The organism is Streptomyces xantholiticus (genome assembly GCF_014651015.1).
Classification (GTDB): Bacteria; Actinomycetota; Actinomycetes; order Streptomycetales; family Streptomycetaceae; genus Streptomyces; species Streptomyces xantholiticus.
Genome location: NZ_BMWB01000001.1, coordinates 660,487 through 686,006 on the forward strand (window position 1 = coordinate 660,487; position 25,520 = coordinate 686,006).

25 protein-coding genes and 3 pseudogenes are annotated in these 25,520 nt (G+C 68.8%); 15 read left to right on the forward strand and 13 right to left on the reverse strand.

Features of this window, described 5'->3' with window-relative positions; all coding sequences use genetic code 11:
- The first annotated feature begins 41 nt into the window (after window positions 1–41).
- Window positions 42–368, forward strand: coding sequence for a putative quinol monooxygenase (locus IE198_RS03085; RefSeq protein WP_100109996.1), 327 nt, complete (start codon window positions 42–44; stop codon window positions 366–368).
- A gap of 47 nt (window positions 369–415) precedes the next feature.
- On the opposite strand, the gene IE198_RS03090 is transcribed toward IE198_RS03085, so the two are convergent.
- Complete coding sequence (locus tag IE198_RS03090; protein ID WP_189882290.1) at window positions 416–1,360, reverse strand: helix-turn-helix domain-containing protein; 945 nt, start codon at window positions 1,358–1,360, stop codon at window positions 416–418.
- A gap of 99 nt (window positions 1,361–1,459) precedes the next feature.
- Between IE198_RS03090 and IE198_RS03095 the strand changes: the two genes are divergently transcribed.
- Window positions 1,460–2,599 (forward strand): saccharopine dehydrogenase family protein, encoded by a 1,140-nt coding sequence (locus IE198_RS03095; RefSeq protein ID WP_189882291.1) that lies wholly within the window; start codon window positions 1,460–1,462, stop codon window positions 2,597–2,599.
- Between the two features lie 764 nt (window positions 2,600–3,363).
- Window positions 3,364–4,245 carry an IS5 family transposase gene (locus IE198_RS03100; RefSeq protein WP_189882293.1) on the forward strand — a complete coding sequence of 294 codons (882 nt, stop codon included), beginning with the start codon at window positions 3,364–3,366 and terminating at the stop codon, window positions 4,243–4,245.
- Between the two features lie 89 nt (window positions 4,246–4,334).
- On the opposite strand, the gene IE198_RS03105 is transcribed toward IE198_RS03100, so the two are convergent.
- Both IE198_RS03105 and IE198_RS03110 read right to left on the reverse strand, forming a co-directional pair.
- Entirely contained in the window at window positions 4,335–5,018 is a 684-nt protein-coding gene (locus tag IE198_RS03105; RefSeq protein ID WP_189882295.1) for a hypothetical protein, read from the reverse strand.
- 380 nt (window positions 5,019–5,398) lie between these two features.
- Window positions 5,399–6,850, reverse strand: coding sequence for a membrane-associated oxidoreductase (locus tag IE198_RS03110; protein ID WP_189882297.1), 1,452 nt, complete (start codon window positions 6,848–6,850; stop codon window positions 5,399–5,401).
- 115 nt (window positions 6,851–6,965) lie between these two features.
- On the opposite strand from IE198_RS03110, the pseudogene IE198_RS03115 reads away from it, so the two are divergent.
- The 6 genes and pseudogenes from IE198_RS03115 to IE198_RS03140 all read left to right on the forward strand — a co-directional run.
- Window positions 6,966–7,187 (forward strand): annotated as a pseudogene (locus IE198_RS03115) (helix-turn-helix domain-containing protein); the annotation flags it as partial.
- Window positions 7,188–7,287: 100 nt separating this feature from the next.
- Complete coding sequence (locus tag IE198_RS03120) at window positions 7,288–8,373, forward strand: hypothetical protein (protein ID WP_229833703.1); 1,086 nt, start codon at window positions 7,288–7,290, stop codon at window positions 8,371–8,373.
- A 166-nt stretch (window positions 8,374–8,539) separates the two neighbouring features.
- Window positions 8,540–9,249: pseudogene (locus tag IE198_RS03125) on the forward strand (transposase).
- Window positions 9,250–9,812: 563 nt separating this feature from the next.
- Window positions 9,813–10,433, forward strand: coding sequence for a dihydrofolate reductase family protein (locus tag IE198_RS03130; protein ID WP_189882301.1), 621 nt, complete (start codon window positions 9,813–9,815; stop codon window positions 10,431–10,433).
- 117 nt (window positions 10,434–10,550) lie between these two features.
- The gene (locus IE198_RS34925; RefSeq protein ID WP_229833704.1) at window positions 10,551–11,174 is read left to right on the forward strand and encodes a DUF8616 domain-containing protein; all 624 of its coding nucleotides are present in this window, start codon (window positions 10,551–10,553) and stop codon (window positions 11,172–11,174) included.
- Complete coding sequence (locus tag IE198_RS03140; protein ID WP_189882303.1) at window positions 11,074–12,090, forward strand: hypothetical protein; 1,017 nt, start codon at window positions 11,074–11,076, stop codon at window positions 12,088–12,090. Before IE198_RS34925 ends, IE198_RS03140 begins: the two co-directional genes overlap by 101 nt.
- A gap of 178 nt (window positions 12,091–12,268) precedes the next feature.
- Here IE198_RS03140 and IE198_RS03145 read toward each other — a convergent pair whose 3' ends face one another.
- Window positions 12,269–12,709: an SRPBCC family protein gene (locus IE198_RS03145; protein ID WP_189882305.1), complete on the reverse strand. Its 441-nt coding sequence runs from the start codon at window positions 12,707–12,709 to the stop codon at window positions 12,269–12,271.
- Between the two features lie 185 nt (window positions 12,710–12,894).
- Here IE198_RS03145 and IE198_RS03150 point away from each other — a divergent pair, with 185 nt between their 5' ends.
- A complete protein-coding gene (locus tag IE198_RS03150) occupies window positions 12,895–13,104 on the forward strand; it encodes a hypothetical protein (RefSeq protein WP_189882307.1) in 210 nt (69 codons plus the stop codon).
- Between the two features lie 106 nt (window positions 13,105–13,210).
- Here the strand turns inward: IE198_RS03150 and IE198_RS03155 are convergent, their stop codons facing one another.
- Complete coding sequence (locus IE198_RS03155; protein WP_189882309.1) at window positions 13,211–14,119, reverse strand: NAD(P)-dependent oxidoreductase; 909 nt, start codon at window positions 14,117–14,119, stop codon at window positions 13,211–13,213.
- Between the two features lie 85 nt (window positions 14,120–14,204).
- Here IE198_RS03155 and IE198_RS03160 point away from each other — a divergent pair, with 85 nt between their 5' ends.
- A complete protein-coding gene (locus tag IE198_RS03160) occupies window positions 14,205–14,597 on the forward strand; it encodes a winged helix-turn-helix transcriptional regulator (protein ID WP_189882311.1) in 393 nt (130 codons plus the stop codon).
- Between the two features lie 490 nt (window positions 14,598–15,087).
- On the opposite strand, the gene IE198_RS03165 is transcribed toward IE198_RS03160, so the two are convergent.
- The 3 genes from IE198_RS03165 to IE198_RS03175 form a co-directional block, all read right to left on the reverse strand.
- Window positions 15,088–15,273, reverse strand: coding sequence for a DUF1737 domain-containing protein (locus IE198_RS03165; RefSeq protein ID WP_189882313.1), 186 nt, complete (start codon window positions 15,271–15,273; stop codon window positions 15,088–15,090).
- Window positions 15,274–15,522: 249 nt separating this feature from the next.
- The gene (locus IE198_RS03170) at window positions 15,523–16,938 is read right to left on the reverse strand and encodes an amidase (protein WP_189882315.1); all 1,416 of its coding nucleotides are present in this window, start codon (window positions 16,936–16,938) and stop codon (window positions 15,523–15,525) included.
- A gap of 233 nt (window positions 16,939–17,171) precedes the next feature.
- On the reverse strand, window positions 17,172–18,095 hold the full coding sequence (locus IE198_RS03175; protein WP_189882317.1) for a LysR family transcriptional regulator: 924 nt from the start codon (window positions 18,093–18,095) through the stop codon (window positions 17,172–17,174).
- Window positions 18,096–18,531: 436 nt separating this feature from the next.
- Here IE198_RS03175 and IE198_RS03180 point away from each other — a divergent pair, with 436 nt between their 5' ends.
- The 3 genes from IE198_RS03180 (at window position 18,532) to IE198_RS03190 (ending at window position 20,324) form a co-directional block, all read left to right on the forward strand.
- A complete protein-coding gene (locus tag IE198_RS03180) occupies window positions 18,532–18,963 on the forward strand; it encodes a PaaI family thioesterase (protein WP_189882319.1) in 432 nt (143 codons plus the stop codon).
- Window positions 18,964–19,062: 99 nt separating this feature from the next.
- Window positions 19,063–19,602, forward strand: coding sequence for a hypothetical protein (locus IE198_RS03185; protein WP_189882321.1), 540 nt, complete (start codon window positions 19,063–19,065; stop codon window positions 19,600–19,602).
- 194 nt (window positions 19,603–19,796) lie between these two features.
- On the forward strand, window positions 19,797–20,324 hold the full coding sequence (locus IE198_RS03190; RefSeq protein WP_189882323.1) for a DinB family protein: 528 nt from the start codon (window positions 19,797–19,799) through the stop codon (window positions 20,322–20,324).
- A 585-nt stretch (window positions 20,325–20,909) separates the two neighbouring features.
- Here IE198_RS03190 and IE198_RS03195 read toward each other — a convergent pair.
- The 5 genes and pseudogenes from IE198_RS03195 to IE198_RS03210 all read right to left on the reverse strand — a co-directional run bounded on the left by IE198_RS03195 (window position 20,910) and on the right by IE198_RS03210 (window position 24,360).
- Window positions 20,910–21,827, reverse strand: a complete 918-nt coding sequence (locus IE198_RS03195) for a dihydropteroate synthase (RefSeq protein WP_189882325.1) — start codon at window positions 21,825–21,827, stop codon at window positions 20,910–20,912.
- Window positions 21,828–21,929: 102 nt separating this feature from the next.
- Entirely contained in the window at window positions 21,930–22,220 is a 291-nt protein-coding gene (locus tag IE198_RS36285; protein WP_308426776.1) for a hypothetical protein, read from the reverse strand.
- A complete protein-coding gene (locus tag IE198_RS36290) occupies window positions 22,196–22,507 on the reverse strand; it encodes a sulfotransferase (RefSeq protein ID WP_308426777.1) in 312 nt (103 codons plus the stop codon). Before IE198_RS36290 ends, IE198_RS36285 begins: the two co-directional genes overlap by 25 nt.
- 26 nt (window positions 22,508–22,533) lie before the next feature.
- Window positions 22,534–23,228: pseudogene (locus IE198_RS03205) on the reverse strand (transposase); the annotation flags it as partial.
- Window positions 23,229–23,403: 175 nt separating this feature from the next.
- A complete protein-coding gene (locus tag IE198_RS03210; RefSeq protein ID WP_189882328.1) occupies window positions 23,404–24,360 on the reverse strand; it encodes a fibronectin type III domain-containing protein in 957 nt (318 codons plus the stop codon).
- Between the two features lie 252 nt (window positions 24,361–24,612).
- On the opposite strand from IE198_RS03210, the gene IE198_RS03215 reads away from it, so the two are divergent.
- Window positions 24,613–25,479: a CAP domain-containing protein gene (locus IE198_RS03215; RefSeq protein WP_189882331.1), complete on the forward strand. Its 867-nt coding sequence runs from the start codon at window positions 24,613–24,615 to the stop codon at window positions 25,477–25,479.
- Window positions 25,480–25,520 lie beyond the last annotated feature (41 nt).

Below are 25,520 nucleotides of genomic sequence, written 5' to 3' on the forward strand. Positions count from 1 at the left end.
GCAAGTGGCCTGCGGGCTTCGGCAGCGCCACCGTGGATCCCATGATTTTCATCGCCGTCAGGTTCACGGTCCGCCCCGAGTACAGCGACCGCTGGCTCACCATCGTCGACGACTTCACGCGCGCCACCCGCGCAGAGCCGGGAAACCTCTTTTTCGACTGGTCGCGCAGCGTGGACGACCCGCACAAGTTCACGCTCCTGGAAGCCTTCGCCGACGCGGACGCGGGTGCGGTGCATGTGGCCTCCGACCACTTCCGGGCCGGCCTGGAGGCGATGGCGGCGGCGGTCGCCACCACCCCGGAGATCATCAACGTCGAGGTGCCGGGCCAGGGCTGGAACGAGATGGCGGAGCTCAAGCCGGCGCCGTAGGCAGCACCTCCGCCCCGGCATGCCCTGGCGTCACCGGCCCCGGGGGATCAGCGGGTCCGTGAGCGGAAGGTGCGGCGGTAGGTGTCCGGAGGCACGCCGACCGTGCGGTTGAAGTGCCGGCGCAGCGTCGTGGCGGTGCCCATGCCGGTGGCGGCTGCGATGCTGTCGACGCTGTCGTCGGTCCTCTCCAGGAGTTCCTGGGCGTGGCGGATCCGCTGGGTCAGCAGCCACTGCAGGGGGGTGGTGCCGGTCGCCGCTCTGAAGTGGCGGCCCAGGTGGCGTGAGCTCATTCGTGCCTGGCGGGCCAGGTCCTCCACCGTCAGCGGCTGGTCGAGCCGTTCGATGATCCAGGGAAGCAGGGCGGCGAGCGGGTGGTCGTCCTGGGCGGGCACCGGGGTGGTGACGAACTGGGCCTGACCGCCGGCCCGGTGCGGTGGTACGACCAGGCGGCGGGCGACGGCGTTGGCGATGGACGAGCCGTGGTCGCGGCGGACGAGGTGCAGGCAGAGGTCCAGCGCGGCGGCCTTGCCGGCGGAGGTGAGCACGCTGCCGTTGTCCACGTAGAGCACGTCAGGGTCGACCTCCACCCGGGGATAGCGGGCGGCCAGAGCCTCGGTGTGCGCCCAGTGCGTGGTCGCGCGCTTCCCGTCCAGGAGGCCGGCTGCGGCCAGCACGAACACGCCCGTGCAGAGGGAGACCACACGCGCGCCCGCCTCGTGGGCCGCGCGCACCGCGTCGACCAAGTCGGCGGGTGGGTCCTCGTCGACGTCGGCCCAGCCGGGGACGATCACCGTGTCGGCGTGCTGGAGCCGGTCGAGCCCGGAGTCGGGCTCCAGCAGGAAACGGCCGACCGGCACGGCGACCGGTCCACAGACGGTGACGTCGTACCAGGGGACCGTTACGCCGGCCGGGGCGGCGGCGAAGACCTCGTACGCCAGCGACAGTTCGAAGTGCAGCATCCCGTCGGTGACAGCCAGCGCGACAGTATCCATGTCGGGAATTGTACGGGTCATGTCGTTCCGGACACTCGTGGTCGCGTTCCCTCCCCGCCAGGATGTCCGCAGCGGATCATTCGAGCAGAGGGAGAACCCATGGGATCGGGTCAGATGGTGGCGGTGTTCGGCGCGTACGGGCACACCGGGCGGTTCGTGGTGGCGGAGCTGCAGGAGCGCGGGTTCGTCCCGGTACTCTCCGGCCGCGATCTGGACAGGCTTCATGCGTTGGCGGCGTCCTGTCCCGGCCTCGAGGCTCGGCCGGCGTCGGTCGACGATCCGGCCTCGCTCGACCGCGCGCTGGACGGGGTGGCAGCGGTGATCAACTGTGCGGGACCCTTCGCCGCGACTTCCGCCCCCGTGATCGAGGCGGCGCTGCGGGCCGGGATCCCGTATGTGGATGTGGCGGCCGAAATCGAGGCCAACGTCGACACGTTCGCGCACTTCACGGACCGTGCCCGCGCCGCAGGAGCGGTGATCGTTCCCGCGATGGCCTTCTTCGGCGCCCTCGGAGACCTGCTGGCCACCACGGCGATGGGCGACTGGACGGCGGCCGACGAGGTGCACATCGCGTACGGGCTGAGCAGTTGGCAGCCCACCGGCGGGACGCGGGCCGCGGGCGCGGTCTCCCGGCAGCGGCGTGGCGGGGCACGCGTCGTGTACAGGAACGGGCGGCTGGACCACCGCCAGGACGAGGCGCCGACCCTCAAGTGGCCCTTCCCCGACCCGCTGGGCACCCGGGAGGTCATCGGGGAGTTCACGATGGCCGACGTCGTCACCGTCCCCAGCCACCTGTCCGTCCCCGAAGTGCGGACCTACATGACGGTCGAGGCGGCCAGGGACGTGTCGGCCCCGGACACACCGACGCCGGCAGCGGTCGACGAGCACGGTCGTTCCGCACAGACCTTCCTCGTCGACGTCGTCGTGCGCTCCGGCGGCACCGAACGGCGCGCTGTGGCCGGCGGCCAGGACATCTATGCCGTCACCGCGCCGCTCGCGGTGGAAGCGGTCGACCGCATCCTGACGGGACGGACCAGGACGGTCGGCGTCGCCTCCGCCGGCGAGATCTTCGACGCGCCCGACTTCCTGCGCTCGCTGTCCTCGCACATCTCCCTGGATCTGTGTCCCTGGCATGAGGGCGTCCAACTGCCGTGCAAGGGGCACGACAGGGGACAGCCGACAGGTCGAGGGGCCACTGCGCAGCGGGTTGGTGACGAGGCCGGGGCCGGGACCGCATGAGACTGGAGCGGTGAGCGGCGGCAGGGCGCGACCCGCCGAAGGTCAGCCTCGTGGGCGGGCCACGGCGTCGAGTTCGTCCATGGCCGCGACGGCCTCACGCCGTACGGAGCTGTCGGGATGCCGCAGCAGCGCTGCGATGCATGGCCTGGCGAGCTGTTCGTGGGTGGCGGCGAGAAGAAAGGCACGTACTCGAGTTCCCGCGGGTGGAGTCGATGCATGCCCGCGGCCAAGGGCGCGAGCAGACTGTACGGGAGCCGGTGGCGGACGCTCGCGTGGGTGAGCGCGAGAGGGATGACTCCTGCACCGCACGGTCGTTCACACCGAGGGCGGTCTCGACGAGCAGGGCTACCACGTACTCGGCCTCCGCCGACCGCAGTCGGCCCGCATCCAGCAGGTCACCGAGTTCGTCGGCCACCATCGACCGGTCAGCGTCAGGTTGGGACAGCGCCTCGCACAGGGGCGGGCAGCGGTGCCATGACGTGGTCATGCAAGCAGTGTCGCACCCGGAGGTTGGGCATCGCAGGGCAACGGCGCGCTTACGGCCCACCAGGCCGGCCCCTGCACAACGCTACGCAGGCAACGACGTTCTGATACCGGCGGGCGGCAGTTGACGTTTCGTAGCCTCAAGCGCTTGACAGTGGCGGTCGTCTTGCCCGTGGGAGAAGGCGTGAGGGCCGTTAGGACAAGGGGGCGGCCACCTCGACCGGCCTAGGGCGTGTCTGATGGGTCGGTGACGGCCCGCATCGCGGATCGTTCTCGGCAATGTGGGGCGAGGTGACTTATCCGATGCGGAGTGGGCTCGACTGGAATCGCACCTGCCGAGGAACACCGGGCGGGGTGGGCGGTGGAAGTGTCACCGTAAGGTGATCAACGGGATACTGTTCCGGCTGCGCACGGGTATTCCGTGGCGGGAGTTGGCGACCCGGTTCGGCAGGTGGCAGACGGTTTATGACCGTCACCGCAGATGGTCAGCGGACGGCACCTGGGAGAGGATCTTGCGGTCCATTCAGGCCAGCGCCGATGCCGAGGGCCGGATCGACTGGTCCATGGTCGGTGTGGACTCAACTGTCTGTCGTGCTCACCAGCATGCGGCTGGCGCCCGGAAACGTGCGCCACGGGTTACGGGCAAGCGAACGCGCCCCGGGTGGCACCGCCCGGATGAAGCCCTGGGACGCTCCGGGGGCGGCCTGACGACGAAGATCCACCTGGCCGGTGAGGGCGGCCGCCGCCCACTTGCCCTGCTGGTCACCCCGGGTCAGTGGGGTGACGGCTCACAGATGATCTCCGTTCTAGGACAGCTACGCGTATCGAGACCTGCTGGCGGACACCCGCGTACCCGCCCCGACTGCCTGAGCGCCGACAAGGCGTATTCGTCGCGCCACAACCGACGTTACCTGCGACGACGCCAGATCCGGCACATCATTCCCGAGCGCCGCGACCAACGGACCCACCGCCGCAGCCGCGGCAGCGCAGGCGGCAGGCCCGCTGGCTTCCACCGCGAGTTGTACGCGCGCAGGAACGAAGTCGAGAGATGCATCAACGCCCTCAAGAACTCCAGGGCCGTAGCAACCAGGTACGACAAAAGAGCGTACGTATTTCAAGGCACGGTCACCGTCGCAGCAATACGTCTATGGCTGCGAACTTAACCAACCGGACAGTCCCTAGGTCTAAAACTGGCGGAGGTTATTGACACCGGAACGTGTGCAGATAGGCGTGCCGGAGAGACAGGGGCGGGTCAGCGTCGGGGTGTCGGGGGCAGCTTGATCGTCGCGCATGCCGGGCCGCGCTCTGTCAGGGACTCGCAGTCCTGGGAGCCGCCGGCAGCCACAGCGCCGATCTCGATGCCCCAGGCTTCCTCCGGCACGGTAATCGGTGAACTGACCCGCTGTTCCACCACGCCCTTGTCATCGGGCCTGAGGTAGCCGCTGTAGAAGTCGATGTCGAAGGGATCCTTGTCCATGTCCACAGCGTCTGCGTAGACCTCGATGGTCGCCCACGTGTCAACGCCGTCGGCGCGAACGGTGAAGCTCAGCGTCAGATCCGGCCGGTGACCTTTCAACTCGACGTCGGTAATGGTGGGGCGTCCGTTCCCCCCGGCTGCCTTGGACGCGCCGACGACCGCCACGCTCAACGACACCATGTAAAAGATCACCCCGAGAATGAGCACGACGGTCTCCCACAGAATCCCCCGGGGCGTGGGGCGGATCAGCAGTGCCACGATGCTGCACACGATGGCGAGGACGGCGCAGAGCGAGGCCGCGTAGATGGGCCACGATTCGTTGTTGAGCGCGACGAAGACGATGTCGCTCGTGAGCCCGAGCGCGGTCATGATGCCTGCAACAGCGACCAGGGCACCGGCGAGGATCTTGGCGACATCGTCCAGCCGCTTCCCGACCCTGGCCTGGGCCTCTTCGGACATCGGAGCAGTCTCGTGCCTATCGCCCGGAATCCTCATCCCGCTCATAGTGGTCGAGGCGTGGCGTGTCGGAGCGCTTCGGCGCCCCGGATTGGGCCGAAGGGGCGAAGGGCCGCAGACATGCTCGCCCCGCCCGGTTCTCGGCAGGTGCGATTCCAGTCGAGCCCACGCCTCTCGGATAAGTCCCCCGCCCGACACGGCCGAGAACGATCCGCGATGCGGGCTGTCACCCACCCATCAGACACGCCCTAGTGCCGCATCAGGCAACGTTCGCCCTGTCGTGACGTGTCGCTCGGTTACTGCGCCAGGCGGCAAAGAGTTGTGACCGGGCTACCGGGACACGCCGAGCACCTCCTGACGGAGAGCATGAATGCAAGCGGGCGCTATTGACGGCTGAGGGTCCGTGTGATCCCGGCGGCGACGGTCGTGGCGAGAACCCAACCGGCGGCGATCAGTAGGTAGGACAACCACTGGTAAACGCCGGTTGGTGTGAAGGCACTCTGCTGACCGAAGTCGATGATCGGCAACAGGAGGTCCAGGGTGTAGATGAGGGCATTGAACTCGGGGCCCTTGCCATGCTCGGCCGGCGGTGGATGGTGCATTCCATACGCGACTGAGCCCAGAAGGAGCAGAGCCAGGAGCCAGCCACCGGCACGGGTGGGACGGAAGCCGTAGCCCAGGGTCGCGTCCTGGAGATAACCCCATAGCTTGGCGTACCAGGGCAGAGCGACCCGGCGTCGACGCTGCTCGGCCAGTTGGACTGTGCGGGCGTCGGCGTCATCACCGACGCGGCGGTAGGAGGCCGCGAGCTGCTCGTAGCTGTGAGGGACGAAGCCGTCCGCATCGCGCTGCAGCAAGGCGAGTCGGTCCGCGGCGGGAAGGCGCGGGGTAAGCGCCTCGTACGTCAGTCCCTCCAGGCGTACCGTGGCCGGCCAGACCTGCGGTGCAGCCTCGATGACCTTGAAGCTGGCGTAGTGCATTTTGACGTCGCCGGAGACTGGCTGTGCATCTCGCAGCGTCAGCTGGGTGGCTTCGCAGCTGCTGATGCCCAGTGCGACGCCGCCTGGGTTACTGAGCTTGGCTTCGATGAAGGAGATCCAGCCCGCGATCTTGGCACCGGTGAGCCTGACCCGACCCTCGGCAGTGAGGCCACCAGCGTTGAGGACGGTTCCGACGGTGAGCCGCGCGGCGTCGAGGGCATCGCCATTCGCGTTCTTGACCTGGGCATCTTCTAGATCGACAGCCCCTTCGACATGCGCCGTGCTGAGGCTAATCCCACCCAGTGTCACGAGGCCAGGTGCCCATACATCGGCGCCGACAGAAGCGTGATCGAGTTGGAGTGCCCATCCGCCACCAGTCCCGAGGTGCGCGTGGTCGAGGAAGATCCCGCTGGATATCTCCGCGTTGCTCAGCTGGACGCTTCCCGCTATCCGGCAGTTCGTGAGCCGGAGTGCACCGTCGATGCGAAGGGACGTGGCCGCCAGAGCGGGAAGGCAGGAGCCGCTGAGGTCGAGTTGGCGGGCCTGCGTCCCGTCGAGGTGCAAGGGGTGCTGGAAGTGGCAGGTGGTAAGACGGATTGGGTGGTGTATCTCTGCGTGCTGGAGCTCGAGGACGCCGGTGATCCACGCTCCGGCGATGCGCAGAGCGGGCGCTTCGCCGGGTTCGGATGAACTTCCCAGGAGGAGGGCCCGGATGACCTCAGCCCGAACGGTCCGTTCCGCGCTCTGAATCGTCGCGGGATCCTCACCCTCGTCTCCGCGGACGTCGATCGCTACACCACGAGGGAACGCCTGCCAGATGCGACGTTCCAGAGGCGTCAGGTCTGTGATCTCCATCCGCAGGACCTTATCCATTGAGGCACTGCGATACGGGACGAGATGGCTACCTGGTCTCACAAGCGGCGCCCAGGCTCAGCCCCCTTGTCCTGAGAAGGACAGCAAGAATGCTCAGGTGGCTGAACGTGTGCAGGTCCGGGGCGTTGACGGCGACGAGGGCAGGCGGTTGCTGCGGATCACCCGCAGAGGCACCGGTTCTGTGGTGACCTGGCGGCGGGCCCAGATGGTGCTGTTGTCTGCACAGGGCATCCCCGTGGCGAAGATCGCCGAGGTCGCCTTCACCAGCGCGGACCGGGTCCGCGACGTGATCCACAACTTCAACGCCGACGGCTTCGACGAGGCTGCATGCGTTGGACTTGACCAGCTGAACAACGATGCCACCGAAGCTGGTTGAGGCAGCCAGGGGGTTGTCAGTGGCTGGTGACAGGATCACCGGCATGGTTTCCGTACGTACTACTCCGCCGCGGCCCGTGGACGTGACCGCGGTCTTTCCCGAGCTGGCGCCGTTGGCACGTCCTGCGATTCGGCTGCACCCTCGTCCCGGGTCGCCTTCGGTCGGGGAGAGCTCGGTCGGGGGGCCGTTGCTGTGGCCGGCTGAGGAGCCATGGCCGCACTGCGAAGCCTCGCACCTGCACCGTGACAGTGGGTTCCGCCAGTCGCCGGCCGAAGTGCGGCTCATAAGGCGCATGCGGGCCCGGTGGCACGGTGATCACGATGGTCCTGGGATAACGCCCGAGGAGGAGGCGATCAAGGAACGGAACGCCGCGAGGCTCGCGGAGCGCCTCGACGCCGGCCCTCCGTTGCCCGAGGACTGCCCGGTCCCCATGCTGCCCGTGGCCCAGCTGTATCTGCGCGACATACCCCTGTTGCGGCCGCCCGGACAGGACGATCTGCTCCAGGTTCTGTGGTGTCCCTACGACCACGATCCGAATTGGAAGCCGTCGACCGCGCTGTTCTGGCGGTCCGCCGCCGAGGTCGTCGACATCCTCGCCACACCGCCCGAGCCGTACGAGGTGAACTATGAGGGCTATGTGCCGGAACCGTGCGTGCTGGCACCGGAAGCGATCACCGAGTACCCCGCCAGCCTCGATCTGAGCCCGCAGATGCTGCTGATGGTGGAGGACTGGAGCAAATGGCAGGCAGCCGGTGCCGACGTGGACAGCTCCTACGCGGACTGTCCGCGGGACTTCTATGACGTCCATCTGGCTGACGCGCCCGGCTGGAAGGTCGGTGGCTGGCCTCCGTGGGGCCGCACCGATCCCAACCCCCGATACTGCACTGTCTGTGATGTACAGATGGTCCCGCTGCTGACCATCGCCTCCTTCGAATGGGACGGCGGTGAGGGACACAGCTGGGCGCCTTGCGAAGAACAGGCCGCCGCCTACGCCGCCAACACCGTCGGTCATTGCTGTGGCCAGGACCCCTCGCAGCCGACCAAGGTCGAAGTCGGCAGCACCGACAACATGCAGATCTATGTCTGCCCCACCTCTCCCGAGCATCCGCACACCGACCTGATCCAATGAGCTGTCGAGCCTGTCACACACCCTCCGTAGTCGGTGGAAGAAGTGCCGCCGCGTCAGGGTGTGCGACAAGCCGTTTGCCTCACGGCGGCGGGACCCGCAACGCACGAGGCTCCTGTGCCGTTGGGGGAGGTGTTCGAAGTCGCAACCCGTCGGCACAGGAGCCTCGTTGGTTTCCCATCCTGCCGCACTCGACCTGCCGCACGCGCTGGTTGAGTGGGTCACCATGCTCATCGTCACCCGTGAGGGTGACCGCCGCTGCAAGCTCCCACCGCACCAGCACGCGCTGGTCGCCTTGGTGTACCTGCGCAAGCACGACACCCTCGCGCAGATCGCCGCCGGCTTCGGCATCTCGGTGGGCACCGCCCACGCCTACACCCACACCGTGGTCGACCCGCTCGCGGTGCGGGCACCTGGCCTGCTCACGGCACCCTCGCCGCATGCGACCGCCTCGGCGACGGCCGGGCGGACTACTCCGCCAAGCACCGCCGCCACGGCGTGAACATCCAGGAGGTCACCGATCCGACCGGACGCCTGCTGTGGATCTCGCCCGCCCTGCCGGGCCGGACCCATGACCTGACCGCGGCCCGCACCCACCGGATCATCCGGTTCTGCGAACGCCAAGGCGTCCCGATCCTTGCCGACCGCGCCTACATCGGCGCCGGACCGTGGGTCACCACACCGGTCAGACGCCCACCCGGTCGCGACCTGTCACCAACCCAGCGCACCGTCAACCGCGCGCTCTCGGCAGTACGGGCACCGGTCGAACGGGGCGTGGCCCGCCTGAAGTCCTGGCGGATCTTCCACCACGCGCGCTGTAGCCCGAATCGAATGTCGTCAATCGCCGGTGCCGTCCTCACCCTGGAGCGGCAACGCTGAAATAGCTCAGTGAATCAGAGGAACAAAGTGGTCACCAAACGCAATATCCGTACCAACATCGGCTTCTACTGACGGCGGCGCCCGGCGCTCCAGCCTTCTGTCACTGGAGCGGGCTCTCCGGCAGGACTTCGCCGATGCTGTCATCGAGCACCGGATCTCGGCGGTGCACGGGCAGCAGGCGCTCGACTTCGAGATCGCCCTGGCTCCGGACATGTGGGGCGTCGGCACCTCGTCCAGAAGGAGCCCGACTACACCTTCATCACCCATGCAGATGTCACCGTCGACGAAGCGGCCCTCTTCGCCACGTGGCTGCGTGACTCGTTCGAACCGGCATCGGGCCTCGTGAGATTCGCTCGTCGAAGCACGTGGTTGCACCGCTGGTGGTTCGCTGTCCCTGCGGCACTCGCTCTCGCAGCCGTCCTGCGGCTGACGTTTCTGGCGCCGTAACGGCACCGCAAGATGAAGGCTTCCGTTCCTTGGACGTCCACTGCGTTTGCTTCATGCTGGCGCCTGACAGGGACCTCGCCGCAAGGCGGCGGAGGTCTCTACGAGGAGGAAGAGCAATGACCGAACGACCGAGCAGGGTGATCTGCGACATCACGATTTCGGCCGACGGGTACTCGGCCGGGCTCAACCAGACCGAGGAACGTCCATTCGGCGACGACGGCGGAGACGGCTCGGGCGACAAGCTGCACGCCTGGATGTTCGACACTCCCGACGAGAACAGGTCCGAGGTCGCCCAGATCACCGCCGCCGACGCATTCATCATGGGGCGCAACATGTTCGGCCCGGTGCGCGGCGAGTGGGATCGACCGTGGAACGGCTGGTGGGGCGACGATCCGCCGTTCCACGCGCCGGTGTTCGTACTCACCCACCACGCGCGCGAACCGCAGCCCATGGACGGCGGCACCACGTACCACTTCGTCACCGAGGGAATCGGGTCGGCACTATCGCAGGCACGGGCGGCGGCCGGCGACGGCGATGTCACGGTCCTCGGCGGCGCGACCACCATCAACCAGTACCTCGCCGCCGGGCTGGTCGACGAGCTGCGGCTGCACATCGCGCCGTTGACGATCGGCGCTGGCACGCGTCTGTTCGAGGGTGTCCCGCCGCTGAAACTGGAGCAGACGGCATCGCGGTCGGCGACACTGGTCACACACGTGACCTACCGCGTGCTGTCCTGAGCCGGAGGACGTTGTCGCACGACTGCCGTTGGCTGCGGCACTGTGGTCACTCGTGGCATACGAACGCCGGAGGCACTTGGCAGGCCACGCTGCTGTCCCTCGAGCAAGGACCTCCTCATGGAGGCCGGCATATGGTGGCCCGACGCGAACTCCGGCACCCTCAGATCGGCAGCCAAGGCCTGGCATACCTTCGCAGAAGCAGTCGACGACATCATCGGACCGGTCAACACCAAGGCCGGATCGATCATCCTGAACAACAAGGGCGAGGCGATAGACGCCTCGAAACGCACCGATCAAGGCGTCTTCCTTCCAGGCCGAATGAACAGCCACGGCAAGACCCTTATGGACTTCGAGGTGCATCCGACGCACCTCTCGGATGCGATCCGCAGCAATCCGAACTACGACGGCGGCCCCGTTCGCCTGATTTCCTGTCACTCGGGGTACGCGGCTCCGAACTCCGGTGAACTGCCACTGGCCCAGCGCGTCGCCAACGACCTCGGAGTTCCTGTCTATGCTCCGACCAACAAGGTGGGTACATCACCCGACCTGGGGCCGGACATACGCCACAGATCGGCAACAACGGCTACTGGCGCATCTTCCTGCCGACGGCAGAACAGTGAAAGGTGCAACGGAGACGACCATGATCAAGCGAGTAGGGTTCTTTCGCGAATTCGCGACCCAGGACGCAGACGCCTCCGCCCCGTCCATCCACGACGCGGTTCGACCGTGCGGGCTGATTGACGAATCCGGGCTTCTGGCGTACCTCGCCTCGGGGACCGAGATCTTCGGCGCGATGGGAGCGGAACGCGACGCGATCACAGGCGCCGAGTGGATTCCCGGAGCCGGTTCCCTGGTCACGGACGGCACATGGATGTGGCCGGTCGAACTGCGTCACTACGTGGAGCGGTACCACGCCGAACTGCCGGAGGACTTCATGGCAGACGTCCGCGCCGCCCGGTACACCGCCGCGCCGGTGACTCGTCGGCGCACAGAGGAGATCATCCTGGAGGTCTTCGGACGGTCGTCGTTCACGGCCCAGGCGACCGAGGGGCCGTGGACCGACGGCTTCTTCACCTGGTACCTGTCGGATCTGACGCTCCAGAGCGGTGCGCGGATGCTCGACAGCCTCGAAACCGCCGGGCTGAAGATACGCCTTCCCCTCACGGGTGACATCTCTCTCTCCGTCAAGGGCCAGGGAGGCAGCGGCTCGCGACGCGCGCGCGACGGAAGGCCCGCCGCCGAGGTCCTGGCAGATCCAGCGGCCGGGGAGGTCACCCTCCACCTGTGGTTCGCATCGGACACCTTCACGACGGTCGGTGTCCGCAGGCTGAAGGGCACGACGGCAGCCGTCGTCCACTCCCTCGCCGGCCTTCAGGAGCCGGAACGCGAGCAGGTGGTGGCGGCGCTCGTGCGGTCTCTCGATCAACTCCGCGATCGCTGCCTGGGGTTCGTCCTCGACCGAGCCGGGCGCAGTCCGCTCGCCGCCTGGGACGCTGTGGTCTGCGACGGCACGTCACCGAGCGTGGCGCTGCCCGACAGCATCGCCGTCGACAGGTCCCGGTCCGCTCCGCCGTCAGCGTTCGGCAACATGTCCGGTACGCCGTACGGCCACCTCACCGTGTTCAGCAGGGGTCCGGCGGACAGGGACCGTGCATAGCCTGACTGTTACGGGCCATCCAGCAGGCGTCCGTGCCGTCGTTCGGGCTGCTGTTCGGGCAGGTCGTCGTCCACCGAAAGGAGACCCGGCCAGGGTGCCCGGCGCCCCGACCCACCCCGCAACCGCCCTGATGCCGGGCGCCTATGACGATCGCCCGCGCCCAGCACCCCCACCCCGATCACGCCTCAAGAAGCGCCTTCAGTCTCTCCTCATTTCTCGGCAGCTCCTTCCGCATCTGCGGACGGACGACGAGCGGAACGATCGCCTTCCCCATCCCGTGCGTCTCGAAGTCGAGGGAGAACGTCATGCGCGACCGCTCCCCGTCGCCGAGCGGCTCGATCGTGCCCGTAACATCCCCTCGGATGGGGCCGTCGATACCGCGGAAATGCCACCTCCTCGGAGGATCCAACTCGGTCACCTCCATGGTCATCGGGATCTCTCGGCGGCCCATCCGCCGGATCGTCTGGAACTTCGATCCCACGGCCAAAGGGGCGTCGTCCACCGAGTGGGCCGATACGGCGCTCTCCTGCCACTCTGGCAGATGCGACGGGTCGGTGACGTACGAGAAGACCTCTTCGGGGCGACGGGCGATATCAATGCTTGCCTTGATCGCAGACATTTCATCCCCTTCTTCCTGTCTTTTCTTAAATCGTCCCACCGGGGCGACCGCCAAGCGAGACGCACCCCGCCCTCAGGACTGCCGCAAAGTCTTGTGATCTCGGATCGTTCCTGATCAGGTGGTAAGGCCCAACGGGCGGCGGAGGGGTTCGCAGGACATCTCGCGAGGCCGGCCGCGATGTTCGCGTGGCCCGCCGCGCGGAGCCGGTTGATCGCGAAACTGCGCAGGGCGGCCATGTTTCCGGCCCCTGGTCGGTACGGTTTTTCGAGACGTCCTCGGCGAAGGTGGTGGCGCGGACGCAGTGGAGCCGGTTCTCGATGGTCCACCGCGAGCGCACGATCATCGGCGAGACGCTCGGGGGGCGCCTGGCGGCTGGTGAGGTCGGTCAGCACTAGACCGTCTCGCGGCTGCGTGTGCCGGTCTTCCCACAGGTCCGGCGGCGGACGATCTTCGCGACCTGCGCGGCGTGGGACGTCGACGCCGAGGGCGGCTTCCGCCGGGTCAGCGTGGTGCTCGGATGCCGTCGATGATGCGGGTCCAGTTGTCGCCGCCGTTTCCGTCCTCGATCGCGCGCCGGTAGTGCGCCTGGACGGCCAGTGGCAGAGCGAGGTCGAGGCCGAGAGACGTGCTGGTTTCGACGATGTGGTCGGCCGTCGCGCCCATCATGGTGACCGTGCTGAGGTCGCCGGGGTGCTCTCCGGCATCGAGTGCGGCGCCCGGGCTCGCTTCGCCGGCCCGCAGCATCTCGCCGATCGAGTCCGTGAGGGCAAGCAACTCCGGTAGCGCTTCCTGGGCCTTCATCCCCGCATTGCCCAACATCGCGGTGGCGTGCATCAGTCCGGACAGGGTGGTGAGGAACACCGCGAGGTTGGCTTGGTACATCATCTGTGCGAGGCCCGGATCCTCCCCGAGATACTTCAGTGCGCCAAGTGGTGTCAACGCCGCCCGGTGGCGCTCCATGACCTCCTTCGGGCCGCTGTAGTAGACGTAGGACGCCTCTGTGCCGACCATGGGAGCCGGCGCCATGACGCCGCCGGTGAGGAACGCGGCGCCGTGGTCCACTGCCCAGGCCGCCGCCTCGCGGCTGCGGTCGGGAGTGTCCGAGCTCAGGTTGACGAGCGTCCGGCCGGCGAGCGATCCGGTGGCGCTGTCGAGGATGTCGTACATGGCCTGGTAGTCGGTGAGGCTGAGGATCACCAGGTCGCTCGCTTCGACCGCCTCGCGGGGCGTCGCCGCGAGTGTCGCTCCGTCGGCGACGACGCCGTCGGCCCGGGCGGCGGTGCGGTTCCAGACGGTGACCGGGTGGCCCCCGGCGAGGAGGGTACGGGTCATGGCCTGTCCCATCGGGCCCAGCCCGATGACGGTGACAGCGCTGTCTTGCGTGGAGTTGGGGTTCTGTCGTTCGTTCACTCCTCCATACTCGGAGAGTGCCACTATTCTCGGTAGTACCCACTATTTACTGCGGTACTTACCTTTTTGTAAGGGGCGATCAGTGATGGCCAAGGCGCCGAGGTGCGGGCCCTACATCTGCGGCGTCGACGCCGCGCTCGACGTGGTGAGCGGCAAGTGGAAGGGGCTGATCCTCTGGGAACTCGACACACATCGCGTACGCCGGTTCGCCGAGCTCCGTCGCGGTCTGCCGGGCGTGAGCGAGAAGATGCTGACTCAGCATCTGCGTGAGATGGAGGCAGACGGTCTGGTGCACCGGAAGGTCTATGCCGAGGTGCCGCCGCGGGTGGAGTACTCCCTGACCGAGCACGGGCACACGCTCAATCAAGCGCTCGGGCCGCTCGGCGCCTGGGGGTCTGAGCGGATCCGTCGCGAAGGATCCCAAGTGGTCGACGTGGCCGAGACCGCACACCGCCAGCCGCACGTGCGGAGCCGCTGAACGGGCCGGCGAGATGCGGCTTACGGCCGCGAAGACGCAGCCCGGTGGCCGCGCCACGCCGCCGACAGCGCCACGCCGCGGCAAGCCGGCCGGCTTCCCCGCCCAGCCGCACTACGGCGCGGAGATGAGGTCCGCGCCGGCCCGTGGGTACCGATGCACCCTGACTCTGAACGGCAGCCGTGGCCCCGCTGAGACGGCCACCTGGGTCTGCACGACGTCGCCGAGACCCGCGGTGCGCTTCGCGACGCTCGCCACGCTCTGCTTGGTGCTCGAGTGCCGACGGGGAGATCCGCTGCATCGGGGGGGCGCGACGCCGCGGACGGCGCCGCTGCACGTGCTCGCGACAGCCGCCCTCAGCGGCGAACCGCGCTACCGGCACCGCCGCGGATGCCCGGCGCTCAGGCCTCCCGCGCGACGCCCGCACGCGCCCCGTGGCCCGATCCCCCCTCGGGGGCTGCGCGTCCTGCCGCGGCAACCACTCCCGAGGCCGCTACTGCTGCGTCGGCCAGACCAGTGCCTGGGCCACGATGACGCGCCTACCGTTGAAGGTGAGGGCTGGGCCTTCGTGGAGTTCGTAGCCGAGGGCGATCGCCTCGCTCACGCGATGGCAGAACGATTCGTCGTCCGGGCCCGTCAGTACTCGATAAGCGGGCAGTCCATCAGGGGGTGCGCTCATGAAGCAAGGGTCTCAGATGCGCGCCCGGCGCCACAGCAGGAGACCCGTACACCGCCGCGCCGGCGGCACAGGCGGCACAGCCTGCACCGACGTGTGCGAACAGATTCGGTTCGTCAGGCCTCGGCTCTGGCGGACAACCGAGCCAGTAGCTCACGGCCGGCGGGCCGGTCACCTGGCCCGGATCGGCGATTTCGTGGGCGACATGCGCCGTCGCGCTCAAGAACCGCCGCAACGGCGCGAGCCTTTGCGTCAGAGGTCCTGGATACGGCGGAAGGGGCGGTCGGCCTCCAGCGCGAACGCGACCTCCAGCAGCGTCCGTTCGTCGCCGGGGCGGCCGGAGAACATGACGCCGATGGGCAGCCCGTCCTGCGTCGCGCTCGCGGCGGGCACCGAGATCGACGGCGTGCCGACCACGTTGTTGACCGGTGTGAACGCGACGTACGCGAGGATCCGTTCGATCAGCGCCGGGTAGGGGACGGTCGGGTCGAGGTGGCCGATCGGCGGTGTGGTGTGGGCGAGCACCGGGGAAAGGAGGAGGTCGAGTCCGCGGAACGCCGTCGCGTACGCCTCCCGCGTCCGCTTCAGCCGCCGCAGCACACCCGGGGTGCGCTGCCAGTTCCTCAGGTATGCCTCGCGCAGTCCCCGGCTGAGGCCGTCCATGCGGCGCCGGTCGAAGTCCGCGCCGAACATCCGGCCCGTGACGCCGATCAGGAACGACAGCATGCCCCAGTACGTGAGGAAGTCCTCGGTGAATCTGGGATCGAGCGCCAGCTCCACCGGTTCCACGGTGTGGCCGAGCCGTTCGAGTGTCGCCACCGTCTCCGTGACGGCCAGGCGGGTGGCGGCGTCGGATCGGACACCGTTCGGCGAGTCCAGCAGGAACCCGATGCGCAGCCGCCGCTCCACAGGGCCTTCGACCAAACCGAGAGGCGGCAGGTGCGGGTTTCGCCAGTGCCTCTCGGCGGCGGCGAGGAACGCTGCGGTGTCCCGCACGGAACGGCTCACGATGCCGTCGGTGACGATGTCGATCGGCAGTTGACGGCCCTGCGCATTCGCCACGACCCGGCCACGGGTCGGCTTCAGCCCGACGAGGCCGCAACAGGAGGCGGGAATCCTGATCGAGCCACCGCCGTCGTTGGCGTGCGCGATGGGCACCGCTCCGGCCGCCACGAGCGCTGCGCTCCCACCCGACGAACCGCCCGCCGAGTAGTCCGTGTGCCAGGGGTTGCGGACGGGCTCCGAGCCGTCGTACTCCGTGGTCGGGCTGAACCCGAACTCGGGCAGCCGAGTCTTGCCCAGCACCGTGACGCCGCTGCTCACAAGCTGCCGGACGAACGGCGCGTGCCGCCGCGCAACCCTCGGTGCGAACGCGGCACTGCCGTGCCCGGTGGGCAGCCCCCGGTAGTCGGTGTTGTCCTTGACGAAGGTCGGTACCCCGGCGAAAGCACCGCCCGCTCCGCGGCAGGGCGCGGGGACGTCGATGTGCACCTGGACGGCGTTGAGCCGCGTCTCCACGGCCCTGACCCGGGCCGCCGCGTCACGGGCGACCTCGGAGGCGCCGACCTCACCCCGCCGGATCGCCTCGGCGAGCCCGACGGCGTCGTGCTCGCCGAGGGCGTCGTCCCGGAAGGCGTGCACCGTGGTCCGTTCCTCGAAAGTCGTCACCGCTACCTCCGCCCACCGACCACCGACCACATGGATGATTTCCGCCATCATTCCTTACCGGCGAGTAGCACGCGAGGGGCCGCACCGCCGTCGGCGTCGCGCCGCGGACCCGGCTGGGGCGCCTCGACATGCGCCGACCTCAGCCGGAACCGTCGGCACCGGTCGTAATGCACGCTACTGTCCGCCTGGCCCGATGCAACGCGATCGCTTGCGGCGGCACCGGGGAAGCGGGGTCAACACAGGGCAGCGGGGCGCTGCCTCGGCAGTGGTCCGGGTTCCGTCCCCGGCGCAACCATGTCCGCGAAGGCGCGGGCCAGTGGCGACAGGGCGTCCCACCTCCGTACCGCCCAGCCCGCCGACAGGGCCGGGAGGGCCGGGATCGGGACGAAGCGCAGGGAGGGGTGGCCGGGGCCGCGCCAGCCGGGGAGGGCGGGGACGACGGCGTGGCCGAGGCCGAGTTCGGCGAGGAGGATGGCGGTGTCCCAGTCGGCGACGCCCGTGTCCGAGGTGACGTGGACGCCCCACTCGGCGAAGGCGGCGTCGAGCCGGGCGCGCGAGGTGGAGTTCTCGGGCAGCCGGATGTGGCGGATGCCTGCCAGGTCCTGCGGTTCGATACTCCTCCGGGCGGCGAGCGGGTCGTCCGCGTGGACGGCCAGTACCCAGGGCAGGTCGATCACCGGGCGCTGCTCGATGCCGCGCACGGGCGCGCCGATGGTGATCCACGCCAGGTCCAGATCGTGGGCGGCGAGCGCCTCGAAGCAGTGGCGGCTGGAGTTCTCCGTCTGGAACTCCAGGCTGGCCCGCGGGTGCCTGCGCCGGAACTCGACGACGGCCGCCGACATGAAGTGCCGCACGGTGGTGGCGCCGGTGGTGATCCGTACCGAGCCGGCGTCGCCGCGCACGAGATCCGCAAGGCGCCGCAGGGCGAGGTCGAGGCCGGCGATACCGTCGGCTGCGGCGGCCTGCAGGAGCCGGCCCGCCTGTGTGGGGACGACACCGCGCGGATGCCGCTCCACCAGGTCGGTCCCGATCTCGCGCTCGAGCCGCTTCACATGCTGGCTGACGGCGGACTGGGTGCAGGACAGCTCCCGGGCGACGGCGCTGAGGCTGCCGGCACGGCACACGGCGACGAAGACGCGGAGATCATCAAGGGTCATCAGCACCAAGCTAATGCTTGGGTGACTGCAAGGAAACCCTAGGATTGACTTGGCAGTTGGGTATCGCGAAGATCGTCATGGATCCAGGGCGGCAACCTGGGCCGCGTGACGACGCGCTCCAGGTGCCGACCCATCCGTGTGCGCCCCCGCGGTGGGCGTTCCGCAGGCTTCGGCAGGCAGCCCGTACCGCCGGCCGCCGGCCTCGTCGACGCGGACCGCCGGCGGACGAGGAGGACGAGGACCCGGCGGAAGCCTCGGTGTCGCCACCTCGCCTGCCCGGCCGTCGGTCCCCCATGTCACCATGCCCCCTCCAGCACCGATCCGGCGGCGGATCCTCGCACCCGTCCCTACGCACACCGTCTCAGGCAGGTCCGACAGCGGGGCTGTACCCGGCCCGCTCGGAAGCTGATGTCCGACACCATGAATCGAGGTACGAATGAACGACACCACGGACCTGGCGGTCGCGCAGGAGGTGCTGGCGGCGCAGCCGTTCAGCAACCTGCTCGGGGCCCGCCTGGTCGCCTTCGCCGAGGGCGAGGCGACGCTTGAGCTGGACGTCCGCGACGACTTGCGTCAGCAGAACGGGTACGTGCACGGCGGCGTGCTCGCCTACGCGGCGGACAACACGCTGACCTTCGCCGCGGGCACCGTGGTCGGTCCCCGGCTGCTCACCGCCGGGTTCACCATCGACTACCTGCGCCCGGCCGACGGCACGACGTTGCGCGCCCATGCACGCGTCGTGCGGGCCGGCCGCTCCCGCGTCGTGTGCCGCTGTGATGTGACGGCGGTGGACGCCGAGGGCGTGGAGACCTTGTGCGCCGTGGCGCAGGGCACGATCGCCGTTCCAGAGGCCCCGCGAGAGACCTGAGGCCGACAGGCGACGGCGCCTCGGCGGGCCGCTGTCCGTCGTGGTCCGGCAGGATGGGAGACTGGCCGGCCGGGAACGGCACGGAGGGGCGGACGAACGGTGCGACTGCGACGGGGGCGGGCGGGCCTGACCGGCCTGGTCATGGCGGCGGCGATGATGACGACGGGGACCGGCTGCGGCGCCCTGCTCCTGGAGGACAAGGGCCCGCTCCCGCCGCGCTATTCGGGACCTCCGCTGCCCGCGGACGACATGGTCTCGGAGCTGACCTCGGCGCTCGAGGCCGAGGGCATCACGCTGGAGCGGACGCCGCAGGAGCTGATTGCCGTCGAGTGCCAGGAGCACTTGCGGGGCGAGCACAAGGCAGCGACGGCGGATGCCGCGCTTCAGGCCGGGTTCGCGCGGGCCCGCTCGGAGCACGGCTGGAAGTCGGAGCCCGGCCGCGGGCAGGACGGATGGCTCCTCATCCGTAAGGGCAACTGGTCGGCGGCTGCCCAGTTGCCCGGCGTCGAAGCGTCCGACAGGGCGGGTTCTCCCGCGGCCGCGGTGCCGGTCCTGGTCCTCCTCTCGTGTGACGGCGCCCTCTCCAAGGCCCGGTCCCGCTCAGGCTCTCCGACACCGTCGCCCACGTCTTCCCGGTGACGTGACCCGTCCGCCGGTGTTTCGGCGGAGCCTGCCGGACCGGCAGGGCGGCGGCGGCCGCTGCGCGATCTCGGCGCAGGACGGTTCGCGCGACGCGGAAGCCGACGGGGCGCATGCGGTGAGCCCGTCGAGCGTCCGAAGGGCCGGACGCCTGACCGGGGTGATTGTCAGTGGCGTGTGCGAGGGTTCCGTCCATGGAGACCACACCCGACGGACGCCCTGTCCCGCCCGCGCACGCCGATGAACGCACCATGCTGGAGACATGGTTGGACTTCCACCGGTCCACGCTGGCGCTGAAGTGCGCGGGGCTCGACGACGAACAGGCGCGCACGGCGGCCGCGACGCCCTCGTCGATGACGATGATCGGCCTGGTCCAGCACCTGGCAGAGGTGGAGCGGGGCTGGTTCCAGCGCGTCTTCGCGGGCAAGGAGATACCGCTGCTGTACGGGGACGACGGCGGATTCGGTTTCTCCCTCGACCCGGACCGGACACTGGAGGAGGCGCTGGCGGCGTGGCGGGGGGAGGTCGAGGTGAGCCGCGGGCTGACCGCCGACGCGCCGCTCGACACCCCGGGCCGGCTGTCGAAGGACAACGCCGCCGTCGTCGGTGAGGAGACGGTGTCCTTGCGCTGGATCCTGGTCCACATGATCGAGGAGTACGCCCGACACAACGGTCACGCGGATCTGATCCGCGAGGGCATCGACGGCGTCACGGGTTCCTGACCGCGGGCCAGTTCACGGCCCTCGACATGCCACCGCCAACCATGCGCAACTCGTTGGTTTCTGTCTCTCTGTCGGCGTCGGATCCGGTGCTGCCCGTCCGCTGCAGCCGACCCGCACCGCCAGGAGCACGACCCGCAGCACCAGCAGCAGCCCGGCCCCGGCCGGGGCGTCCAGTCGTGACCGCCCGAGACCGCCACGGCGCATGGTGCCCAGCAGGGCCGCGGGACCGTCCGGCGGGACGAGGGACGAGGTCACCGCGCCAGACGCCGGGACGCGACCGGCCGCCCGGTCCTGGAACCGGCCGGGAGAGGCGAGGGTGCGGGGGACCGATCTCCTTGAGCGCGGAGGCCCCGATGGTTGACCCGATCCCGCTGTACCTCCCCGAGCGTCTGGAGCACCTCCAGCACATCGCCGACGCATCCCGGCTGCGCGCGGCGCTGTACCTGTCCCCGAAGCCGTCAACGGTCCGCCGCCGCTCACGACGGGCGGACACTCCGGCGCGGCCCGCGACCCCACGACTCCTGGTGCGGACAAACGAATTTGCCGAGCAGTTCGGTGTGACACGGGCCACCGACCGCGCCGTCATCAGGTTGCTGCTCCGCTGGTTTGCGGGTCGAGTGCCCGGAGAGCGGTAAGTATCGCCCTGATCTTGGGCACTTCGTGAGTGCGGTAAATACCTGTCCCGCCAAGGTGCGCCAACATTGCGAAGAAGCCTTCAGCGGTACGAAACTCCTCCTCGAAGAGGCTGAAAGCATGCGGCAAGGCGTGGCAGATCGGAAGACCTATCCGCCGCAGTCGGAACGTATGAAGGAGAGCCTTGGCCTGATAATGAATGCGAGCATGGGCGGCTATGGGTCCCTTGTGGGAGAAGCCAATTCCAGGGTCGAAGGCGATTCGATCGACTCCCACGGAGCGAGCGTGTTCCACACGCTTGTCAAAGTAGTCGAGCATCCCGGGAATGGGGTCTTCGTCGATACCCCTTGCGCTCACGTCTCGAGAGTTCCTCCCCTCGACATGGCACAGAATAATCGTCGCCTGATGGTCGGCCACTATCGGAAATATGTCACCGTCGGACGCCAACCCGCCGGAGTAGTTCAAGACGAGCGCCCCCGCTTCCAGGCACGACCGGGCAACGGCAGGCTCGTAGGTCTCGACCGAAACGACGATACCTTGCTCAGCAAGTTCCTTCACGACCGGCATCAGGACGGATATCTGTTCGTGTGCCAGCACCTGCACCGTACGGGGATTGCTGGACTCGGCGCCGAGATCGACGATATCCGCTCCTTGTGCCGCGAGGAGACACCCTTTTCGGATCGCGGACCGAGTTGAGGTCGCGATGCTCTCTCGGTATTTCGAGTCTTGAGAAAGATTTACGCATCCCATGATGGCAGGAGTGGCATCGACATCGATTGCCAGATCCCCCACCCGCAGTAGGTCGACAGGTAGGGAAAGATCGCCCTCGAACTGCCGCGCCAGATCTACCAAATCACTAAGGGAAATCATCCGACCTCACTCTCAAGACTCTCGAGCAGGATAAGGATCACGATTCGACCTCGGCCCGCAGGGCGTTGCACTCGGCGAACGCCGACTCGACCTCGCTGCGCGTCAGGCGGTAGCGCTCCAGGTCGTAGGTGTGCGGGCGGCTGCCCTTGGGGCGGGCGACCGCACGGGGGAGCCGGGCGGCTTCGGCGTCGGTCCAGCGGGCGCCGACTGCATCGTAGAGCTTGGGGCGTTCGTGGCCCGGTCGGTGCTGAGCCAGGAGTACGGGGCGTCCACCATCGCCTCGCGGGGGATGGCGGCACGGGCTGCGAGGCCGCGCTGCATGGCACGGCTCAGCAGGTCGAACCAGGTGGTCCCGATGCCGTGCAGGTCTACGGGGTGGGTGTTGGCGGCCATGCCCTGCTCAACCAGGCTGCAGAACGAGGCCAGGCTGTGACTGGGTCGCGATGGCACCACACAAGCGTGGCGTCCGGAAAAACCGTGTGCAGCGCGTCGAGATGGCCTAGGTGCAGGGGGACTTCAGGACCCAGCGGCAGCGCGGGCGGCCGTACTGGAGAACCTGGTACACCTGCTTGAGGTACCGGTAGTCGTCGACGAAGTCGCGCTCGTGATACCAAGCCTCGTACTCCGGTAGCGCAGCCGGGATCGCCGGCATGAGCGTGTGCGGCAACGCGTAGTTGCACTCCTCCGGGCCTTCGGCGTTCAACACCTTCAGGCGGCAGTCGCGGAGGATCTTCCAGGTCTTCATCCGAGCGAAGGCGTGCTCGACGCGGGCTCTGACTTTGCGGTGGGAGGTGTTGTGTTCCTCTTTTCAGGCCGGCAGTTCGGCCTGGCCGCGTTCGCGGCGGTGCGGGATGACCAGGCCGGTGCCCCCGTAGCCGCCGTCGGCGATCACCGTGGCCCTGCCGACGGCTTCCTTCGCTCCCGACAGTTCCCATGCCTTGCAGTCGTTGCGGTTGCCCGGCAAAGGGCGGCCGACCGCGACGACCAACCGGGTGTCGGTGTCGATGACGACCTGGTGGTTCGTCGAGTTGCGGTAGTTCTTCGACTGCTCGGCCACGGTGTGGTCCCGGGTCGGGACGAGCGTGCCATCCACGATCAGAACCGTGTCCTTGCGGAACCGCTTGCGGGGCTGGAGCGCGAGCGATGGCCCGAGGTGGTCGATGATGCGGTCCGCTGCCGACTTCGAGACCCCGAACAGCGGCGCCAGTTGGCGCAGGGTCGGGTTCGTCCGCCATAGGCGGCGACCAAGAGCACGCGGTCCTCCAGCGGCAGGCTCCACGGCCGGCCCTTGCGCACCGGATCTGCACCCTCGCGCCGGAGCGCGGTGACCAGCTTGCCGAACTGACGCCGACTCAGCCCGCTGAACGGGGCTATCCAGGAGGGCTCCGACGCCGTGATCACCCAGACACGGCAAGATCATCTCACCCGGGACCAGCAGTTATGGGACAGCGCTTAGGCAAGACCCACCCCAAGACCGAGGAAGCATTCGCTCTGGTCAGCCGTCTACGTTGACGACGCCGTCTTGGTGGCCGACGAGTTGGCCGGCAACGCTCGTCGGGTCTTGTCCAGACGCGCGCTAACGGACGACGACGGTGCGCTGCGCCGAGAAGTCGCCCCACGTGCCGTCGGGCAGCTTGGCCCTGAGCTTGATGCTGTAGCGGGTTCCCGGCCTGTCGGTGACGGTCATGGTGTACGTGGCCGTCCCGGTGGGCGGTTGCGCGCCCCAGACGATCGTGGTCGCCAACGTGCCGTTCAGATGGAGCTGGTGCTCCTTGACCGGGGCACCGGTCTCGGGCGGGGTCCAGCTCAGCTTGATGCTGCCCTTGCGTGCGGTCACCTCGAGGCCGGACGGTGCCGTGTTCGGACTGTCGTCACCTGGCGCCGATGGGGTGGTGAGGTCCACGGGGTTGCTGTCCGGCGACGAGTTCTCGGCGGCGTCTCTGGCCCGTACGGTGAAGGTGTAGACGGTGCCCGGTCGCAGACCGGTGACGCGCGCGGTGGTCCGCGTCCCGCTCACGCTGTGGATGCGGGAGTCCGCCTGGTAGATGTCGTACGAGGTGACGCCGGTGTCGTCCGTGGCCCGTTGCCAGGTCAGGGTCACCGTCGCGCCACTGTCCGTACGGCCCTTGACCTGCCCGGGCGGGCTCGGTGGCCGGCGGTCGTCCGGTGCGGGGGCCGGTGTGGTGACGGATATCGCCGCGCTGAGCCCGGAGAAGTTCCCGGCGGCGTCCCGCGCCCGCACGGTGAAGCTGTACGCGGTCCGCGGCGCCAGGCCGTCGACGTCCACCATGTGCCGGCTGCCGGGCAGGGACTTGACCTTGGTCCCGTTGCGGTAGACCTCGTAGCCGGTGACCTCCTTGTTGTCGGCGGCCCTGTCCCACATGACGTGCACCGAGGTGGCGCTGCCCGCCTGCGCGGTCACTCCCAGGGGCACCGAGGGAGGCTTGTCGTCCTTCTCGTCCCGCGCGGTGCAGGCGGCGAGGACGAGAGCGGCAGAGCAGGCCAACACGACGGTTGTGGGGGGACGTTGCACGGTCGGGCCTCCGCGTACGAACGACGAGGATTGGTCCAGACCTGTATCCCACAGCTCGCCCGTCCTCCACAAGACATCCTTGGCTGAGCCTGATGCCTTCCTTATGGCTTCTTGAAGAACCCCTTACGACAGGGCATGCGTACATCGAACCGGCTTACGATCTCCACAACCCCCCACCGTGATCCCGGTGGGCGCAGCGGCGCCCACCGGGATCACGCTGCTCAGCCGTCTTCCTTCCGAGGTGTCGTACGCATGGGTTCTCGCAGAGCCGCCCGCCCCAACCCCCGTTCGCACGCCCGCCCCAAGGCCGGACTGCGGGCCCGCAGCGCCGTGCTGGCGCTGGGCGTGCTCACGGTCACCGCCGGAGTCGGGATCACGCTGGCCACCGCCGGCGGGGAGGAGGGCGGCGCGTCGGGCCGTGTGGAGACCGACGTGGCCGCGCAGGCGCCCGGACAGGGCGACGAGGACGCCGCGGCGGCCTCTGCGTCGCCGCTCGCCTCCCGCACGCCCGGGGGAACGCCGACAAGCGCGTCGCCGAGCCCTGGAGTCACCGCCTCCGCCGAGCCGAAGCGGAAGCCGAGCCCGACGGCCGCGCCGAAGACCAGGACCCGGACGACGACGCAGGCGCCGAGCAGCTCCGGCAGCGGTGGCGGCACAGGCGGTTCCGGGTCCGGATCGGGTTCGGGCGGCTCCGGCACCTCGGGTGGATCCGGTGGATCCGGTGGATCCGACTCCAGCGGTCCCGAGGCCCAGGTCCTCGCGCTCGTCAACAAGGAGCGTGCCTCGGCCGGCTGCTCGCCGGTCACCGCCAACGCCGAACTGACCCGCGCCGCCGACGACTACAGCGACGTGATGGCCCGCAGCGGCGTGATGTCCCACACCGGGCCCGACGGCTCCACGATGACCACTCGGGTCGAGGCCGCCGGATACGAGTGGTCGACGCTCGGCGAGAACATAGCCCGGGGGCAGGCCGACGCCGCGTCCGTGATGCAGTCCTGGATGAACAGCCCGGGCCATCGCGCGAACATCCTCAACTGCTCGTTCAAGGAGCTCGGCGTCGGCGTCCACTTCGGTGACGGCGGCCCCTGGTGGACCCAGAACTTCGGCGCCCGACGGTAGGACCTTCCGGCCCCGGCCCGGGCCCGCAGGACGGCCGGTGA

What these genes read in the sequence shown, in the direction of transcription:
- IE198_RS03175 (WP_189882317.1), bottom strand. Translation starts at nt 18,095, where the DNA reads ATGACCCTTGATGATCTCCGCGTCTTCGTCGCCGTGTGCCGTGCCGGC.
- IE198_RS03160 (WP_189882311.1), top strand. Translation starts at nt 14,205, where the DNA reads ATGGCCAAGGCGCCGAGGTGCGGGCCCTACATCTGCGGCGTCGACGCC.
- IE198_RS03180 (WP_189882319.1), top strand. Translation starts at nt 18,532, where the DNA reads ATGAACGACACCACGGACCTGGCGGTCGCGCAGGAGGTGCTGGCGGCG.
- IE198_RS34925 (WP_229833704.1), top strand. Translation starts at nt 10,551, where the DNA reads ATGGAGGCCGGCATATGGTGGCCCGACGCGAACTCCGGCACCCTCAGA.
- IE198_RS03105 (WP_189882295.1), bottom strand. Translation starts at nt 5,018, where the DNA reads ATGTCCGAAGAGGCCCAGGCCAGGGTCGGGAAGCGGCTGGACGATGTC.
- IE198_RS03190 (WP_189882323.1), top strand. Translation starts at nt 19,797, where the DNA reads ATGGAGACCACACCCGACGGACGCCCTGTCCCGCCCGCGCACGCCGAT.
- IE198_RS36285 (WP_308426776.1), bottom strand. Translation starts at nt 22,220, where the DNA reads ATGGCCGCCAACACCCACCCCGTAGACCTGCACGGCATCGGGACCACC.
- IE198_RS03110 (WP_189882297.1), bottom strand. Translation starts at nt 6,850, where the DNA reads ATGGAGATCACAGACCTGACGCCTCTGGAACGTCGCATCTGGCAGGCG.
- IE198_RS03085 (WP_100109996.1), top strand. Translation starts at nt 42, where the DNA reads ATGATTTTCATCGCCGTCAGGTTCACGGTCCGCCCCGAGTACAGCGAC.
- IE198_RS03145 (WP_189882305.1), bottom strand. Translation starts at nt 12,709, where the DNA reads ATGTCTGCGATCAAGGCAAGCATTGATATCGCCCGTCGCCCCGAAGAG.
- IE198_RS03095 (WP_189882291.1), top strand. Translation starts at nt 1,460, where the DNA reads ATGGGATCGGGTCAGATGGTGGCGGTGTTCGGCGCGTACGGGCACACC.
- IE198_RS03165 (WP_189882313.1), bottom strand. Translation starts at nt 15,273, where the DNA reads ATGAGCGCACCCCCTGATGGACTGCCCGCTTATCGAGTACTGACGGGC.
- IE198_RS03130 (WP_189882301.1), top strand. Translation starts at nt 9,813, where the DNA reads ATGACCGAACGACCGAGCAGGGTGATCTGCGACATCACGATTTCGGCC.
- IE198_RS03215 (WP_189882331.1), top strand. Translation starts at nt 24,613, where the DNA reads ATGGGTTCTCGCAGAGCCGCCCGCCCCAACCCCCGTTCGCACGCCCGC.
- IE198_RS03090 (WP_189882290.1), bottom strand. Translation starts at nt 1,360, where the DNA reads ATGGATACTGTCGCGCTGGCTGTCACCGACGGGATGCTGCACTTCGAA.
- IE198_RS03195 (WP_189882325.1), bottom strand. Translation starts at nt 21,827, where the DNA reads ATGATTTCCCTTAGTGATTTGGTAGATCTGGCGCGGCAGTTCGAGGGC.
- IE198_RS03120 (WP_229833703.1), top strand. Translation starts at nt 7,288, where the DNA reads ATGGTTTCCGTACGTACTACTCCGCCGCGGCCCGTGGACGTGACCGCG.
- IE198_RS03140 (WP_189882303.1), top strand. Translation starts at nt 11,074, where the DNA reads ATGATCAAGCGAGTAGGGTTCTTTCGCGAATTCGCGACCCAGGACGCA.